The sequence below is a fragment of the uncultured Pelagibacterium sp. genome (assembly GCF_963972885.1).
Taxonomy (GTDB): domain Bacteria; phylum Pseudomonadota; class Alphaproteobacteria; order Rhizobiales; family Devosiaceae; genus Pelagibacterium; species Pelagibacterium nitratireducens.
The window spans coordinates 24,012-38,934 of record NZ_CAXAXY010000021.1 but is presented as its reverse complement, the minus strand read 5'-3'; the positions used below and the strand labels follow the sequence as shown (position 1 = coordinate 38,934).

Here is a 14,923-nt window from a genome sequence, read left to right as displayed (position 1 = left end):
TTAGAGCCAAGGATTTGAGTCAATCAAATCCTGAACGGCTCTAGTCTTCGCTGTCCTCGGCGCTGCCTTCTCCTGCCGTGATCAGTTCAGCGGCAATAAGCCCGGCGCTCTCGCGCACCCCGTTCTCGATCTGGTTGGCGATCTCAGGATTGTCCTTGAGGAACTGGCGCGAATTTTCACGCCCCTGGCCCAGCCGCTGGCTGTCATAGGAGAACCAGGCTCCCGATTTCTCGACGATCCCGGCCTTGACGCCCAGATCGAGCAGCTCACCGGTCTTGGAAACGCCTTCGCCATACATGATGTCGAATTCGACCTGACGGAACGGAGGGGCCATCTTGTTCTTGACCACCTTGACGCGCGTTTGGTTGCCGACAACTTCCTCGCGGTCCTTGATGGCGCCGATGCGGCGAATGTCGAGACGAACCGAGGAATAGAATTTGAGCGCATTGCCGCCGGTCGTGGTTTCGGGCGAGCCAAACATCACGCCGATCTTCATGCGGATCTGATTGATGAAGATCACCATGGCCTTCGATTTGGAAATCGAACCCGTGAGCTTGCGCATGGCCTGGCTCATCAGACGCGCCTGAAGACCCGGCAGGGAATCGCCCATCTCGCCTTCGAGTTCGGCCCGTGGCGTCAAAGCCGCCACCGAGTCGACGACCAGAACGTCGATCGCGCCCGAGCGCACCAGCGTATCTGCGATTTCGAGCGCCTGTTCACCCGCATCAGGCTGGGAGATCAACAGCTCGTCAATATTGACGCCAAGCTTGCGCGCATAGGTGGGATCGAGCGCGTGTTCTGCGTCGATGAACGCGCAGATACCGCCGCCTTTCTGGGCTTCGGCCAGCACATGCAAAGCCAGCGTGGTCTTGCCCGAGCTTTCCGGCCCGAAAATTTCGATGATACGCCCGCGCGGCAGACCACCGATGCCCAGCGCGATATCGAGACCGAGCGAGCCCGTGGAAATCGATTCGACATTGACTGAGGTGTTTTCCCCCAGCTTCATGACCGAACCCTTGCCGAAATTGCGCTCGATCTGACCCAGAGCGGCCTCGAGCGCCTTGTTCTTGTCCATCGAACCCCCGTCAACCACGCGAAGCTGTGAAACTGCCATTGTTAGCTCTCCTTATTTCACCAAATGCCCTGCGCGCGCAACGCGATCAGTCGGCCCTCAACGCCTATTTCTAGGTTGCATATTTGTTCTCATTTTGTTTTCGATATGTCAAGAGACAAAATAAGAACATTCTGGAATAATGGAACTCTCCCACTTCATGCGCATTGCAAAAGCGGACAAGGATGGAGGCTGCCATGAACATGGGCACGGGAATCGCCGTGGGAATCGCAATCGGTGCCGGAATCGGCGTCGCGATAGACAACATCGCCATGGGAATCGGCATCGGCGTTGCCATCGGCGCCGGTCTTGGTGCGGCATTCCTGGCCGCCTCGAACGCCTCGGAAAAAGACTAGTCCTCGCTGGCCGCCGGACTCCCCGAAAGCACTTCCTTGACCTTGGAATTGATCTGATCGAGCGTATAGGGCTTGGGGAGAAATTCCACGCTCCTGTCGTCCTCGAGCCCCTGGCGCACGCTTTCTTCGGCATAGCCGGAAACGAAGATCACCTTGAGCCCCGGATAGAGCCTGCGCACATGGGTCAGAAGCGTCGGCCCGTCCATCTCGGGCATCACCACGTCCGAAATGATCAGATCGACCTTGCCCTCGATTTCCTCTAGCACTTCGAGCGCCTCTTCGCCAGATCCGGCCTCGAACACTTCATAACCCGTTGTCGACAGGGCCCGCGCCGAGAACATGCGCACGCTCTCCTCGTCCTCGACGAGAAGGATGCGTTCATTGCCCGTCAGATCGCGGACAGGCGCCGCAACCGCCTTGACCACTTCTTCCTTTTCCTGCTGGATGTGCCGGGGCAGCAGCAACCGGAAGGTCGTGCCCTTTCCCACTTCGGATTCGGGATAGATATAGCCACCGGTCTGCTTGATGATGCCATAGACCATCGACAGGCCCAGCCCAGTCCCCTTGCCCAGCTCCTTTGTCGAAAAGAACGGCTCGAAGATTTTTTCCATGACCTCCTGGGTCATGCCCGTGCCGGTATCGCTCACCTCGATCGAAACGAAATCGGCGGGCACCAGCCCCGGATAGGTGAAAGTCTCGGCTTCGGCCTGCTCGACATTGCGGGTGCGCAGCGTGATCTGCCCGCCATCGGGCATCGCGTCGCGCGCATTGACCGCAAGGTTGATGATCACCTGTTCGAGTTGCACCAGGTCGGCCCGGATCGGCCACACATCGCGCCCGTGCTCGACATCGAGCGTCACATGCTCACCGATCAGCCGCTTGAGCAACACCGTCAGATCGTCGATATGCTGGGGCACTTCAAGCACCTGCGGGCGCAGCGTCTGCCGACGCGAGAAGGCCAGAAGCTGGCGCACCAGGCCCGCAGCGCGGTTGGCGCTCTGCTTGATCGACATGATGTCGCCAAACGAGGGATCGGACGGTTTGTGCTTGAGCAGCAGCAGGTCCGAAAACCCGATGATCGCCGTCAGCACGTTGTTGAAATCATGGGCCACCCCACCGGCCAGTTGCCCCACCGCCTGCATTTTCATGCCCTGGGCAAACTGTTCTTCGAGCTGGCGCTGCTCGGTCATGTCGAGCGCATAAAGGATCGCCGCCTCGTCGCTTTCCCCGCCCTGCTCGACGCCCGAAATGAACATGCGCACGCTGCGCGGCTTTTCCCCCGGAATCGTCGCATCGACCGGCGCGATTTCCGACCGGTGCCCCTTGGCATCGGCCAGCGCCATCGCCAGTTTTTCCCGGCTTTCCGGATCGATCAGCGAGGCGACATTGAGCCCCTCGATCCCGCGTTCCCCAGATGTGAGCCCGAAAATCCGGGTAAAGGGCGCATTGGTGCGCACCACCTTGCCCGCCCCGTCGAGCGCCGCAATGGCAATCGGGGTGTGGTTGAAAAACCGCGAAAACCGCACTTCGGCGGCCCGCAATGCCTCTTCCCCCTCGATGCCGCGTGAGCGGTCGAGCACCAGCGTACGCGTCTCGCCCAGCTCGCCCTCGGCCAGCCGCGCCGCGCGGTGCAACAGCCGCACCGGCAGATTGGTGCCGTCGTGGCGCACCAGATCGAGATCGATCACTTCGGTGCGCACCGCGCCGTCCTGCCCGCCGCCCATCAAAAGCCCCGCGCCATCGCCCTGCACGATCTCGCCAAGATCGAGATCGCCCGCCTCGAACGCCGCGAGATCATAGCCCAGCCAGTCGGCCAGCGTTGAGTTGATATACTGTATCCGCCCCCGCGCATTGGCCGAAAAGAACCCGGCCGGCGCATGATCGAGATAGTCGATGGCCTTTTGCAGCTCGACGTAGAAATTTTCCTGGCTCTCGCGGTCGCGGGTTATGTCCTCGACCGTCCAGATCACCGATTTGCCCGGCGCGCCATCGTAATCGGGAAGGCTGCGTGCCCCGATGCGGAACCATTGCGCAGCGCTCTTGCCGCGCGCAATCCGCACATCCTCGACAATCGCCCGCCCGTCCCGCGCGGCCCGCGAAAGCCGATAGACCGCCTCGCTCGCTTCGGGCTGGCTGGCAAACAGCCGCGGCACGCCAACCGGGACCCCCTTGGAAACAGATTTGGAAAGGTCCGAGTATTGGGCATTGGCATAAAAGATCTTGCCGTCGCGGTCGGTAACCACCGCCCCATAGGGCAGGCTGTCGACAATGGCGCGGGCCAACGTCCGCTTTTCAGAGCCCCCCACGAACCGGAACAGCCCCGCCGCCAGCGCAAACAGCGAAAACACCCCGATAACCGACAGGACACCCAGAAACAGGACGATCATTTCGGGCGAAATGGCGTCTCCCATCAGCGAGAACGCTACGGCAACCGCGACGAAAGCGAGCGAAAGGATGATCACCCGCCACAGCGCTGCATTGGACGACGGACGCGCCACCATCGGCTCGGGATAGCTGTCCTCGTCCATCGGGGCCACCGCCATCGCTTTTTGTTCCTCGCTAGAGACATCCGCCCGCAAATCGAATCGGGCTTCCTATTGGTAGCAAACCCGACTTCGCCTTGGGTAGTGCGGATTAACCGCTCGTTAACAGTCTCGGTTAGGGTCGACCCTGATTTCCACTGCGCCAGCTCGAGCGGTTTTTCAACCGCATCACATAGCCGATGATCTGCGCCACGGCCTTGAAATGCTCTGCCGGGATCGTCTCGCCCACCTCGGCGCCCGCATAAAGCGCCCGGGCCAGCGGGGGATTTTCGACGATTGGAATGTCGTGATCCCTGGCCAGCCCGCGGATTCTGAGCGCAACGGCATCGACGCCCTTGGCCAGCACCTGGGGAGCGGCCATGTCCTTGTCGTATTTGAGCGCCACGGCAAAATGGGTCGGGTTGGTCACCACAACCGTCGCATCGGGCACCGCCGCCATCATGCGCTTGCGACTGCGCTCCATGCGGATCTGGCGGATACGGCCCTTGACGTGGGGATCGCCCTCCATCTGCTTGTATTCGTCGCGCACTTCCTTGACCGTCATCATCTGGCGCTGCCACCATTTGTGGCGCATGTAGATATAGTCGAGCAGCGCCACGATGGTGATGGCGATCAGGGTCGCGATAAAGATCTTGATGCCGATTTCCTGGAACAGTTCCAGTGTCACGATAGGGTCGGCGGTCATGATGGTCGAAAGCCGGTCCCGGTCGGGCCAGACCACCAGCACCATGATGGTGGAAAACACCACGAGCTTGAACAGCCCCTTGCCGAAATTGACCAGCGCCTCGCTCGAAAACAGGCGCTTGGCTCCGGCCAGCGGGGAGACTTTGGAGAATTTGGGTTTGAGGTTTTCGGCAGAAAACACCATGCGGTGCTGCACCATGTTTCCCGCGATCCCGCACAGCGCCAGAAGGATCATCGGCAGCAAAAGAGCACTCAAAAGGCTGATCGTCGCGCCATAGACGAACTGGTTGAACCCCGGCCCGCCCACTTCGTAAAGGTCGGCGCGGCCAAGATAATCGCCAAGGCTGGTCATGAACTGCGCACTGGTAAACGGGGCGACAAAGGCAAAGATCAGCGCCGACCCCAGGATCATGAACCAGGTCGTCACCTCCTGGCTCTTGACCACATCGCCCTTCTTGTGGGCGTCCTCGAGCCGTTTTTGGGAGGGGTCCTCTGTCTTTTCGCTCTGTTCGGGTTTGTCGTCGCTCATACTCTAGCCCAGAAACTGCGAAAAATGGTCTTCGAGATGGGTCATATAAAGGGTCATCGTGAGGCTGAGCAGCAACGCGAACAGGATCAGCCCGATGATGATGTTGGCCGGCATGGCCATGAAAAATACCTGAATCTGCGGCATCAGGCGCCCCAAAATTCCCAGCCCCAGGTAAAACACCAGACCGAAAACCAGGAACGGCGCCGACATCTGCGTGCCGATCAGAAACGCCTGCGCCACCATCTCCGTCGCCATTTCCGCAGCATCGCCCAGCATCAGCGGCGCGTCGGGCGGGAAATAGCTGTAGCTGGCATAGATCCCGGCCAGCAGCACATGGTGCAGATCGGTGGCAAAGATCAGCGTCACGCCCAGCATGGCCAGAAAATTGCCAATGATGGCCCCCTGCACCCCCGGCTGGGTGGGATCGGATGTCTGGGCCATCGAAAGCCCCATCTGGAACGCGATCACCGCACCTGCGACCTGCGCCGCCGTAAGAATGAGCCGGGTCAGCCCCCCGAGGATAAATCCCACGGCAAGTTCATGGCCCAGCGCCGTCATCAATCCGCCCAGCGTCACCGGAACCGCCCCCAGATTGGGCAGGATCAGCGGATAAAGGATCAGCGAAAACGCCAGCGCGAACGTCAGCCGCAAGCGCGTGGGAATCGTCGATTCCCCGAGCGCGGGCAGCAACATCAGGATCGTGCCGAGGCGCGCGAAAATGAGAAAGAAATAATAGGCGACATCGGGGCCCCAGCTCACGCTCATGGCCCGTTACCCGCCTGTTATGATCATGTCGACGATCTGGGTCATGTAAGCGCTCATCGTGGCGCCCATGAACGGCAAGGTCACCAGCAGCGTGACAAAGATCGCGATGATCTTGGGCACGAAAACCAGTGTCATTTCCTGGATTTGCGTCAAAGCCTGAAACAGGGCGATGATGACGCCGACCACCAGTCCCACGATCATCATCGGCCCCGAAACGATAATCAGGGTCCAGATGCCGGAGGTGGCGATATCGAGAGTTTCTGCCCCGCTCATGGGAATGGCTCCTGCCGAATCGAGCCCATTCTACACGCTCTGACGCCCAATGGACCCTCGGTGTACTGGAGGGCCACGCCCAAAGGTCAGCCTAGATCGGCATGCGCATGATTTCTTCGTAGGCCGAGATCACCCGGTCGCGAACGGTGACCATGGTTTCCATCGCCGACTCGGTTTCGGCCAGCGCGGTCACCACATCGACCACGTTTGCCTTGCCGTTGATCATATCGACAGACACCTGATCGGAGCGCTGCCCGGTCTCGGCGATACCACCGAGCTGATCGGCCAGCATCTGCCCGAAATCGGTGCCCGAGGGCGAAGCTGTTGGCGCTGTCAGCTTGCCGCCGGCCTGATCGGAAATCAGGCGCGAGACATTGCCGTAAGCGGCTGTGGCTGCATTGAATGGCGTGCTCATGAGCTCTTAATTATCCCCTCAAAATATCGAGCGTCCGTCCCAGCATCTGGCGCGACACGGTGACGACGTTGAGATTGGCCTCGTAGGTGCGCTGGGCCTCGCGCATGTCCATGGTCTCGATCAGCGTGTTGACGTTGGGGTATTTGACATACCCGTTCTCGTCGGCCGCCGGATGGCCCGGCTCATAGCGCGAGGAGAAATCGCTCATGTCCGTGGCCAGCGCCCCGACCGTCACTTCGGTGGCGCCCAGTTCGCGATTGAGCACGGCGTGAAAGGTCGGCACCTTGCGGCGATAGGGATCCTCCTCGGGCGTGTGCCCGGCGGAATCGGCGTTGGCCATGTTCTCGGCGATCACCCGCATGCGCGCCGTCTGGGCGTTGAGCCCCGACCCGGCGATCTTGATCGATGTCATGAAGTCGTTCATGCGCTAGCGTCCTATACGTTCTTGCCCAGGGCGATTTTCATCAGCCGCATGGAGCGTGTGTAGAGCGTGGTCGCGGCCTGATAATCCATCTGGTTGGTCGTGACCTTCATCATCTCTTCTTCCAGCGTCACCCCGTTGCCCTCGGGCATGACCTCAAAACTGTTCATCGTCCGCGCGCCCATGGCCCGGCTCGGATCGCCCCCGACCGAGAAATGCTTCTTGTTGGTCGCCGTCGTCGTGACACTGGCCCCCGAATGTCGCGCCGTGCTTTCGATGGAAAACGGCGCAAGGTCGCGCCCGCGATAGCCGGGCGTCTCGGCATTGGCGACGTTCTCGGCCAGAAGCGTCTGGCGGGTTTGATGCCATTGCATCCTGTTCTTGAGCGCGGCAAAGATGGGCAGATCGCCAATGGCCATGTCGGTTCGCCGAATCCGGTTGCGGTCTGTTAACTGGGCAAACTTTGCCCACTCCATGGTTAACGGCGCGTTAACCGATCGGAAAGGAAGGGCCGGAAATCTCCCAATTTTGAACAAAGCTGCGCTATAGTAGGCAGCTATTGCCCAGCGCCAAGCGTCCGGCTATGTCTCGCGGGACGCGTTGCCCATTTCCAGGAGCATGACAGTGGGATTTCTAAACAGCCTTTTCGGCGGTGAAAACGGCTATCTGACAATGATCGTGGCGCTGGCCATCGTGATCGTTCTGATCGTGCTTGCCGTATGGCTTATCAAGCTCGTGGGCGATGCGTCGGCCAGTGTCGGCCGTGGCCGCAACCGGCGCCTCATGGTCATCGATTCCGTTGCCATCGACAACAAGCGCCAGGCCATCATCATCCGCCGCGATGAAACCGAGCACCTCATCGTCATCGGCGGCCCCAACGATCTGGTCGTCGAAAGCGGTTTTGAAGCGCCGCCCGTCCAGCAGGTCCAGCGTCCGCGCCGCAAACCCGCCGAACCGGCCCCCGCCGTCGCACCCGAGCCGGCGGCCCCTGCCCGGCCCGCCGGCACCTCGCTGCGCCATACCGGCCTTTTGCGCCCGGTCGAGGACAACGAACCCAAACTCGATGGGGGAAAGCCCGACAATAAGGGCCGCACCTCGTCCGACTCAGCTACAAGCGTTGCCATGTCGGCCACCACCACCGTGGAGCCCGAACCGCTGCTTGAAGCGAGGGAACGAGATTACGAGGACACCGCAACCAGGTCCTGATACCGCACCGCGCCGGGCCGGAACGCCCCGCGCGGCACTTGTTCTTGCTCTTGGCCTCGCTGCCGTCCTGCTGTTGCCCGCAACGGGAATTGCCCAGGACATCTCCATCGATTTCGGCGACGAGACCACGTTGACCGAACGCGCGATCCAGATGATCGCGCTCATCACCATCCTGGCGCTGGCGCCCTCCATCCTCGTGATGGTGACCAGTTTTACCCGCATCGTGGTGGTGCTTTCGCTGCTGCGCACCGCCATCGGGCTGCAGACCGCGCCGCCCAATTCGGTGATGATCTCGCTGGCGCTGTTTCTCACCGCCTTCATCATGGCGCCCACACTGCAGCAAAGCTACGAGCTGGGCATCGAACCGCTTGTCGCCGGCGAGGTTGAAATCGTCGAGGCGATCGAACTGGGCTCCGGGCCATTGCACGAATTCATGCGCACCCATGTCCGCCCCCAGGACGTGATGCTGTTCATGGATCTGACCGAAACCCCGGCGCCCGAAAACCCCGAAGACCTCGAACTGCGCATCCTCATCCCCGCCTTCATGATCTCCGAACTGCGCCGGGCCTTCGAGATCGGCTTCCTTTTGTTCCTGCCCTTCGTGGTCATCGACATGGTCGTGGCCTCGGTGCTGATGAGCATGGGCATGATGATGCTCCCCCCGGTCATCATCTCCCTGCCCTTCAAGCTGATCTTCTTCGTCCTTGTCGACGGCTGGCATCTTGTGGCGGGCTCATTGATCCGAAGTTTTACGGGGTGAGTGCCGACCTTGCCAAAGGCAAGGTCAAATCGCTCCAGTCGAGCGATTTGAGGCACGAACGCCGGAGCCTAAGCGACGGCCGGATCAGCGCTGCACAATACACCGGCCCCTTATCTGCGCCTCCCAACGCCACTGACCATGAAGCTGCCGAGCCCTCACCTACAAGCTCGCCACGGCCCCCGTTTCCGGCGCCGCACGCAATGGCGTCACCGCATCCTGCCCGGAATAAATCTCGCGATATGCATTCAAAAACGCGTTGATCGCCTGAGTGTCGGCCACCTGCCGGGCGATCTCGCGGAAGTTGACGCCATTGGGATCGACATTTTCGACAACGAAGGCAAAGACCGGCCATTCGGGCGTTGTCGACATGGCCTCGGAAAACCGGCTGCGCAACCGGGCCAGACCGATCTGGTCGTTCGAGAGCACATAGCCCACCGCCGCCTTGACGATGTTGGTGCGCGCCATGGGCGAAAGCGTGCCGGTGCCCAGATCGGGCGAATAGAGCGCCTCGATGGTTTCGCTGGCCGCCGAAAAGCGGTTGGCCTGCCACAGCGCATCGATGCGCAGCAATTCGGTATCGCGGCCCGTAAGGCTCGAAAGCAGATCGAGCGCCAGATCGTGCCGATGGGCGTGAATGAGCGCGCTGGCCTCGAGCACGCGGCGCTGGCGCTCCAGCCCCGGCGGCAACCCGGCCAGCCGCGTGTCGTAGAGCACTCGCAATGCCGAATTGGGGTCGCGATTGGCGATATGGACAACGGCAAGATCGGCGGCCACCTGCGCGCGCGCCGCGCCATCGAGCCGGTTCTCGATCTGATAGCTCAGCAGTTCGGATGCCTGGGCGAGCAGGTCGACCTCGATCAGCCGCTGGGCGAGATTGCGGATCATCATGTCGCCCTCGGCCCCCGGCGGAGTGAGATGGCGATAGTCGTAATAGATCGACAGCGCCGAAACCGGGTCCAAGGCGTCGGCCTTCCCGTCGAGGAACAGCCCGGAAAATTCGGTCCGCGCCCGCGCCAGAAGCCCGTCGAGCGTTTGGCTCTCCCCGAATCCCAACGCCATTTCACGGGTCAGAACGAACGCATCGCGATAATCGCCGTGGCGATATTGCAGATCGGTCAGCTTGGTAACGATATCGATTTCAAGCTGGTCGCCGCGCCACAGGGTCGACTGGACGGCCAGCGTATGGATGGCCTTGGCGATATCGAGCTGCCCCATATCGTCCAGGATCTCGATGGTGCGCAGCACCGCTTCGGCGGTCGAGCCGCGCCGGTCGGCTGCGATGACCCGCCCATAGCCCTCCAGCGCGTCGTTCTCAAGCCCGTTGATGTGATCAAGGCGCGCCGAAAGCAGCTGATATTGCGCAACCTGATCGGGCGTCAGCGCGGCAAGATCGACAGCGCGGATCATGTCGGCGGCCATCTTGGCATCGCTCTGCTCCACGGCGGCGCGTATGGCCGCCATATGAAAGCGCGCCCGGACCCAGTTGGGATAATTGTCGATGACGTGGTCGCCGCCGAACGCATCGAGCCGCGCACCAGCGAAATCGCCGGCATCGACCTTGGCGATGGTGCGCCAGATCATGGCGTCGGCATCGTTGAGCATCCTGTCGGCGTTGAGCAGGTCCAGTGCTTCGGCATGGCGCCCGGCCAGTGCGTTGGCCGCACCCAGCGTCGCGCTCATGACCGGCTCGAGGCTCTCCTGACGCAGATCGCGCGTAAGGACATCGAGTACGCCGATCGCTTCGAAGGCAAAATTGTTGCTCAGGTAGAACTGGGCGAGATCGAGCCGGGCGCGGTCGAGTTCCCTGCCCTCGGCAAGCGCGGCGCGCTCCTGATACTCGTCGCGCAGAAGCACGAATTCATCGGGGTTCGGCGCCATCATCGCATTGAGGTCGAGCGCGCTGACGCACGTCGCATCCGGGGCGTAAAGGCGCTGCTGGCCATCGTCGGTCGAAACCGTAAGGCCGGTCTCGGCGGTGATCACCGCAAACCGGTCCTCGATGGAAACATTGATGCCCTCGTGCAGCGGCTTGATCACCAGTCCATGGATGGAGCGCGGCGCTTCGAAATCCACAAAGCCCAGATCGCGCACCACCCCGCGGGCCGGCGGATAGGTGGTCACCACATCCAGAATATCGCCCACATCGGGATCGCGCAGTTGGTGCACATTGCCCGGCCGCTCGAGATCGGCCTGCATTTCATAAAGCCCGGTGGGCGAGCGGCGGCGTTCGAGCGTCACCGGCTGAACCGCCGAAAGCAGGATGTCACCGAGCGAGAGAACCCAGCTCTGCCCTTCCGAAGCCAGCGTGGCCAGCCGGTTGTCGTCGAGCACCATGCGCACGACATAGGCCGCGCCCGTGCTTTCAACGGTCAGGTCGCGGGCCAGGCCATCGAGAATTTCTCCCGATTGCGCATCAGGGCTGACCAGCCGGGAGGGCGTATCGAACAACATCCACACCACATTGCCGCGCCGGAACACGGCGGCGGGCGTTTCTTCGACGAAAGGGAAAACGACACGGACGGTCTGGCCCACCGTGCTGACATAGGGCTGGACGGTGCCCGGCCCGTCCGACACCTCCTGCGCGGGATCCTCCCCGACCTCCTCCCCTTCGGAAACAGGTTCAGGATCCGACAGGGTCGCGGCGATCTCGTCCAGTTCGAGCCCATCGGCACTCGCCCCCGGCACGTCGATATCGAGGATGAATTCGGTACTCGACTGCTCGTAAAAGCGCATCGAAACATCTTCGGGAATGGTCATGGCGATTTCGGTGTCGCCGCCATGGACGATGTTGGTCACCTCGCCAAGCTGCGCAGGGCGGTCCGACAGCACCTCGTAAAGATCGACCGGCACCGGCCAGTCGAACCGGATCGAGGCGTTTTCCCCTTCGCGGGTGAACTCGGCCTTGGTGCCCACGTTCCAGCTGAATTCGATACGCGAAAAGGTCTGATGCCGCCCCACCCTGATGGTGGGCTGGGGATCGTATTCGAGTACAAGCTCGGCGCGCCTGCGTTCCTCGGCGATCCGGGCTGCCTCCTCGGCGCGTTCGGCCAGCTTGGTGATGATTTCGGGCGGCAGCCCCGGGGGCAGCCCGACCCAGCTTGCCGGCAGCAGATCGATATAGAGCTGTTCGCCCGCCGCCATGGTGTTGATCTGGAACTGCTCGCGCATCCCCATGCGGATGCCGGTGCGGTCGGGATCGAACCGGGCAATGGCAACATATTCGCTCAGCGTGGTTCCGACATCGGGCAGAACCCCCTCCATGGGCGTGTCGGGCACCGATATGACCAGCACGCCATTGTCGCTTTCCACCGTATGCTCGGGCAGGTTGAGCCGGTCGGGAAAGGTCAGGATCAGCCGGGCGTAATTCTCATGCCGCTGTGCCTCGAAGGTGATGTTTTCCTGCGCCAGCGCCGGTCCGGCCCACCCCACAAACACGAAAAACGCCAGCAAGATAAATCTTGCAGCGTCCCCATATCCATAAATCTGGCGTCCACGTTTTCTTGTGGTCGAAAGCATTCTGCCTGCCGCCCTTATTCAAGGGCACACTAGGCAGAAGCGCTTAAGATGGGATTACCGCGCCACCTCAAAAGCCCCTGTGTTCGGCTATTGCCCGACGATCTGGGGCAGATTGGCAAATTCGGGCGTTGTCGGCTCCTGAGGTCCTTCCGGTCCCGTCTGGGCAAGAAGAACTGTGAGTTGCTGGGCTTTGGCAGGGATCATCTTGGCCATGATCGGCCCGAGCTTGCGCGGGTTCATGGCATGTCCGACCTTGACCAGCACGCCTTCATCGAGATCGTTGAAGATCGTGGCGGCATCGCTGGCCCGCATGTTTTCATACATGGCCACAATGGCCGCGAACTGTTCGGCCTCGGCGTCTTGTTGGGCGTCGACCAGCGCATTGATCTGGGCCTCCATGGCGCTCAATTCGCTCATGCGCTCCTCGATACGCATTTCGGCGGCTTCGACCACCGCGAGCCGGGTCTGCAACTCGCTCGCAAAGCTTTCGAGTTCGGTGCGGCGCTCGGTGAGGCGCTGGAGAATGATCGCCTCGGTCGCGCCCGGCGGGGCGTCGTCGGCCCCTTCCAGCTCACTGTCGTCGATAGGGAAATTTTCAAAAAGCGCCGCCGCGGCGGCATCGGCCGGTGACATCTCGACCTCGGGTTCCCCATCGGCCGGCGCCGCTTCGGGCTCGGCCGCCGCCTCTTCGGCCACCTGCCCGCCACCAGCCGCTTGCGCGGCGTTCACACCGCCAAGGATATAGCCCTGCCCCGAGACAATGCCGAACGTCTTGAGCATCAGCAAAGCCGATGCGGCAATAACCACGACAGGCAGAAGACGAACCCGGTTCACGCAGCGTGCTCCCGGCGCTTCTGGTGGTCCTTGAGTGTCTTGAGGGCGCTGCCGGCCCGGCTGCCATCGCCGCCATCTCCCGGAGAACGCGCGGCCTGGGTGATCTTGGCAATCCGGTCCATGACGGCCTGGCCGGCATTGACGTGATTGGCCAGTTCGATCGCAAAGCGCTCGGCCTCGTTGAGCCGGCTGTTGAGCCTTTCGTCGGCCTCGACAGCGGTTTCCCGCAACCCCTTGATGGCCCCGTTGGCCATGGTCGTCGCCTGCACCAGATCGGCGATCATCTGCTGGAGGGCGGCACGGTCGGCCTGCAGATTCTTGATCCGGCCGTTGAGCACGATGCAGTAACCGATCGTCGTTGCCAAAAGCGCGGCAACGGCAATTTCAATCATCAGTCCAAGAGGCATTATTTGCCCTCCGCCTTTTCTTCCATCGCTTCGAAGGCCGCCATCGTCACCTTTGGCGGGTTGAGCGGCCGGGTGACCCGGACCGAAACATTTTTCCCGATATGGCCCATCACCGCCCGGGTCAGGTCCACCTCGCCGCAGCGCAGCGTCACCGGGTCGGACGGAGTCATGTCGAACATGATCGTGTCGCCCTCGGCCAGGCTCAGAGCCTTCGACAGCGGCAGGTCGAGTTCGTGCAGCACGGCGGAAATTTCGGTATCGGCGGCGTGGATCTCGGTGGCCAGATGACCCTCCCAGATCGGATCGCGCCCGAATTTTTCGCCCATATACATCTGGAGCAACTGCTCGCGGATCGGCTCGATCGTGGCATAGGGCAGCATGATCTCGATCTTGCCGCCGCGATCGTCCATGTCGATGCGCAATTCGACAAGGATCGCCGCATTGCCCGGCCGCGAAATGGCGGCAAAGCGCGGATTGGTCTCCAGCCGGTCGAGCTTGAAATTGACGGGCGCCAGCGGCTCGAACGCCTTGTGCATGTCATCGAGAATATGCTCGATCATCCGCCGCGCCAGCGCCATCTCGATTGTCGTATAGGGCCGCCCCTCGACACGAATGACGCTCGAGCCGCGCCGCCCGCCAAGGAGCACGTCGATCATCGAATAGATCAGCGCGCTGTCGACGGTCAAAAGCCCGAAATTGTCCCACTCCTCGGCCTTGATGACCGAGAGAATGGCGGGCAGTGGAATGGAATTGAGATAATCGCCGAACCGAACCGAACTGATCGATTCAAGGGTGACCTCGACATTGTCGGAGGTGAAATTGCGCAGCGTGGTCGTCGTCAGCCGCACCAGGCGGTCGAACGCGATTTCCAGCATCGGCAGGCGTTCATAGGACACCAGCGCCGAATTGATCAGCGCCCGCACACCGGTCAGCTCGACATTGGATGCAGCGCTGGAATCGAACCCGAGAAGAGAGTCGATTTCATCCTGATTGAGAACGCGGTCGACATCGTCCGCCCCGCCCGCTTCGGCTTCGAGCATGGCGGCCCAGTCGTCCCCGAGCGCCCCGTCCGTTTTTCCTGTCTCGTTGGCCATGATTATCCG

General features: G+C 61.6%; 15 protein-coding genes. 3 read left to right on the top strand and 12 right to left on the bottom strand.

Features of this window, described 5'->3' with window-relative positions:
• Positions 1 to 40: 40 nt before the first annotated feature.
• On the bottom strand, positions 41 to 1,114 hold the full coding sequence (gene recA / locus AACZ55_RS05845) for a recombinase RecA (protein WP_338610150.1): 1,074 nt from the start codon (positions 1,112 to 1,114) through the stop codon (positions 41 to 43).
• 194 nt (positions 1,115 to 1,308) lie between these two features.
• Here recA and AACZ55_RS05840 point away from each other — a divergent pair, with 194 nt between their 5' ends.
• Positions 1,309 to 1,467, top strand: a complete 159-nt coding sequence (locus AACZ55_RS05840; protein ID WP_339644112.1) for a hypothetical protein — start codon at positions 1,309 to 1,311, stop codon at positions 1,465 to 1,467.
• Here the strand turns inward: AACZ55_RS05840 and AACZ55_RS05835 are convergent.
• The 7 genes from AACZ55_RS05835 to flgB all read right to left on the bottom strand — a co-directional run bounded on the left by AACZ55_RS05835 (position 1,464) and on the right by flgB (position 7,516).
• Positions 1,464 to 4,010: an ATP-binding protein gene (locus AACZ55_RS05835; protein WP_339644109.1), complete on the bottom strand. Its 2,547-nt coding sequence runs from the start codon at positions 4,008 to 4,010 to the stop codon at positions 1,464 to 1,466. The two genes, AACZ55_RS05840 and AACZ55_RS05835, sit on opposite strands and share 4 nt — an antisense overlap.
• Positions 4,011 to 4,125: 115 nt before the next feature.
• Positions 4,126 to 5,223 carry a flagellar biosynthesis protein FlhB gene (gene flhB, locus AACZ55_RS05830; protein ID WP_339644107.1) on the bottom strand — a complete coding sequence of 366 codons (1,098 nt, stop codon included), beginning with the start codon at positions 5,221 to 5,223 and terminating at the stop codon, positions 4,126 to 4,128.
• A gap of 3 nt (positions 5,224 to 5,226) precedes the next feature.
• Positions 5,227 to 5,988, bottom strand: a complete 762-nt coding sequence (fliR, locus tag AACZ55_RS05825) for a flagellar biosynthetic protein FliR (protein ID WP_338610143.1) — start codon at positions 5,986 to 5,988, stop codon at positions 5,227 to 5,229.
• 6 nt (positions 5,989 to 5,994) lie between these two features.
• On the bottom strand, positions 5,995 to 6,261 hold the full coding sequence (gene fliQ / locus AACZ55_RS05820) for a flagellar biosynthesis protein FliQ (protein WP_338610141.1): 267 nt from the start codon (positions 6,259 to 6,261) through the stop codon (positions 5,995 to 5,997).
• Positions 6,262 to 6,352: 91 nt separating this feature from the next.
• Positions 6,353 to 6,676: a flagellar hook-basal body complex protein FliE gene (locus AACZ55_RS05815; protein ID WP_338610139.1), complete on the bottom strand. Its 324-nt coding sequence runs from the start codon at positions 6,674 to 6,676 to the stop codon at positions 6,353 to 6,355.
• Positions 6,677 to 6,686: 10 nt separating this feature from the next.
• Positions 6,687 to 7,100, bottom strand: a complete 414-nt coding sequence (gene flgC / locus AACZ55_RS05810; RefSeq protein ID WP_338610138.1) for a flagellar basal body rod protein FlgC — start codon at positions 7,098 to 7,100, stop codon at positions 6,687 to 6,689.
• Positions 7,101 to 7,111: 11 nt separating this feature from the next.
• Positions 7,112 to 7,516: a flagellar basal body rod protein FlgB gene (gene flgB / locus AACZ55_RS05805; protein ID WP_339644102.1), complete on the bottom strand. Its 405-nt coding sequence runs from the start codon at positions 7,514 to 7,516 to the stop codon at positions 7,112 to 7,114.
• 205 nt (positions 7,517 to 7,721) lie between these two features.
• Here flgB and AACZ55_RS05800 point away from each other — a divergent pair, with 205 nt between their 5' ends.
• Together AACZ55_RS05800 and fliP are read left to right on the top strand one after the other, a co-directional pair.
• The gene (locus AACZ55_RS05800) at positions 7,722 to 8,303 is read left to right on the top strand and encodes a hypothetical protein (protein WP_338610135.1); all 582 of its coding nucleotides are present in this window, start codon (positions 7,722 to 7,724) and stop codon (positions 8,301 to 8,303) included.
• Positions 8,304 to 8,370: 67 nt separating this feature from the next.
• Positions 8,371 to 9,063, top strand: coding sequence for a flagellar type III secretion system pore protein FliP (fliP, locus tag AACZ55_RS05795; RefSeq protein WP_338610652.1), 693 nt, complete (start codon positions 8,371 to 8,373; stop codon positions 9,061 to 9,063).
• Positions 9,064 to 9,222: 159 nt separating this feature from the next.
• Here fliP and AACZ55_RS05790 read toward each other — a convergent pair whose 3' ends face one another.
• The 4 genes from AACZ55_RS05790 to fliM form a co-directional block, all read right to left on the bottom strand.
• On the bottom strand, positions 9,223 to 12,513 hold the full coding sequence (locus AACZ55_RS05790; protein WP_339644099.1) for a hypothetical protein: 3,291 nt from the start codon (positions 12,511 to 12,513) through the stop codon (positions 9,223 to 9,225).
• 153 nt (positions 12,514 to 12,666) lie between these two features.
• Complete coding sequence (locus AACZ55_RS05785; protein ID WP_339644096.1) at positions 12,667 to 13,413, bottom strand: hypothetical protein; 747 nt, start codon at positions 13,411 to 13,413, stop codon at positions 12,667 to 12,669.
• Complete coding sequence (locus AACZ55_RS05780; RefSeq protein WP_339644093.1) at positions 13,410 to 13,820, bottom strand: DUF6468 domain-containing protein; 411 nt, start codon at positions 13,818 to 13,820, stop codon at positions 13,410 to 13,412. Before AACZ55_RS05780 ends, AACZ55_RS05785 begins: the two co-directional genes overlap by 4 nt.
• The gene (gene fliM / locus AACZ55_RS05775) at positions 13,820 to 14,914 is read right to left on the bottom strand and encodes a flagellar motor switch protein FliM (RefSeq protein ID WP_338610129.1); all 1,095 of its coding nucleotides are present in this window, start codon (positions 14,912 to 14,914) and stop codon (positions 13,820 to 13,822) included. The genes AACZ55_RS05780 and fliM overlap by 1 nt, the downstream gene beginning before the upstream one ends.
• Positions 14,915 to 14,923: the final 9 nt, after the last annotated feature.

Bases quoted from the DNA above. Each gene is read 5' to 3' on its own strand.
- recA (WP_338610150.1), bottom strand. From the start codon at position 1,114: ATGGCAGTTTCACAGCTTCGCGTGGTTGACGGGGGTTCGATGGACAAG.
- AACZ55_RS05840 (WP_339644112.1), top strand. From the start codon at position 1,309: ATGAACATGGGCACGGGAATCGCCGTGGGAATCGCAATCGGTGCCGGA.
- AACZ55_RS05835 (WP_339644109.1), bottom strand. From the start codon at position 4,010: ATGGCGGTGGCCCCGATGGACGAGGACAGCTATCCCGAGCCGATGGTG.
- flhB (WP_339644107.1), bottom strand. From the start codon at position 5,223: ATGAGCGACGACAAACCCGAACAGAGCGAAAAGACAGAGGACCCCTCC.
- fliR (WP_338610143.1), bottom strand. From the start codon at position 5,988: ATGAGCGTGAGCTGGGGCCCCGATGTCGCCTATTATTTCTTTCTCATT.
- fliQ (WP_338610141.1), bottom strand. From the start codon at position 6,261: ATGAGCGGGGCAGAAACTCTCGATATCGCCACCTCCGGCATCTGGACC.
- AACZ55_RS05815 (WP_338610139.1), bottom strand. From the start codon at position 6,676: ATGAGCACGCCATTCAATGCAGCCACAGCCGCTTACGGCAATGTCTCG.
- flgC (WP_338610138.1), bottom strand. From the start codon at position 7,100: ATGAACGACTTCATGACATCGATCAAGATCGCCGGGTCGGGGCTCAAC.
- flgB (WP_339644102.1), bottom strand. From the start codon at position 7,516: ATGGCCATTGGCGATCTGCCCATCTTTGCCGCGCTCAAGAACAGGATG.
- AACZ55_RS05780 (WP_339644093.1), bottom strand. From the start codon at position 13,820: ATGCCTCTTGGACTGATGATTGAAATTGCCGTTGCCGCGCTTTTGGCA.
- fliM (WP_338610129.1), bottom strand. From the start codon at position 14,914: ATGGCCAACGAGACAGGAAAAACGGACGGGGCGCTCGGGGACGACTGG.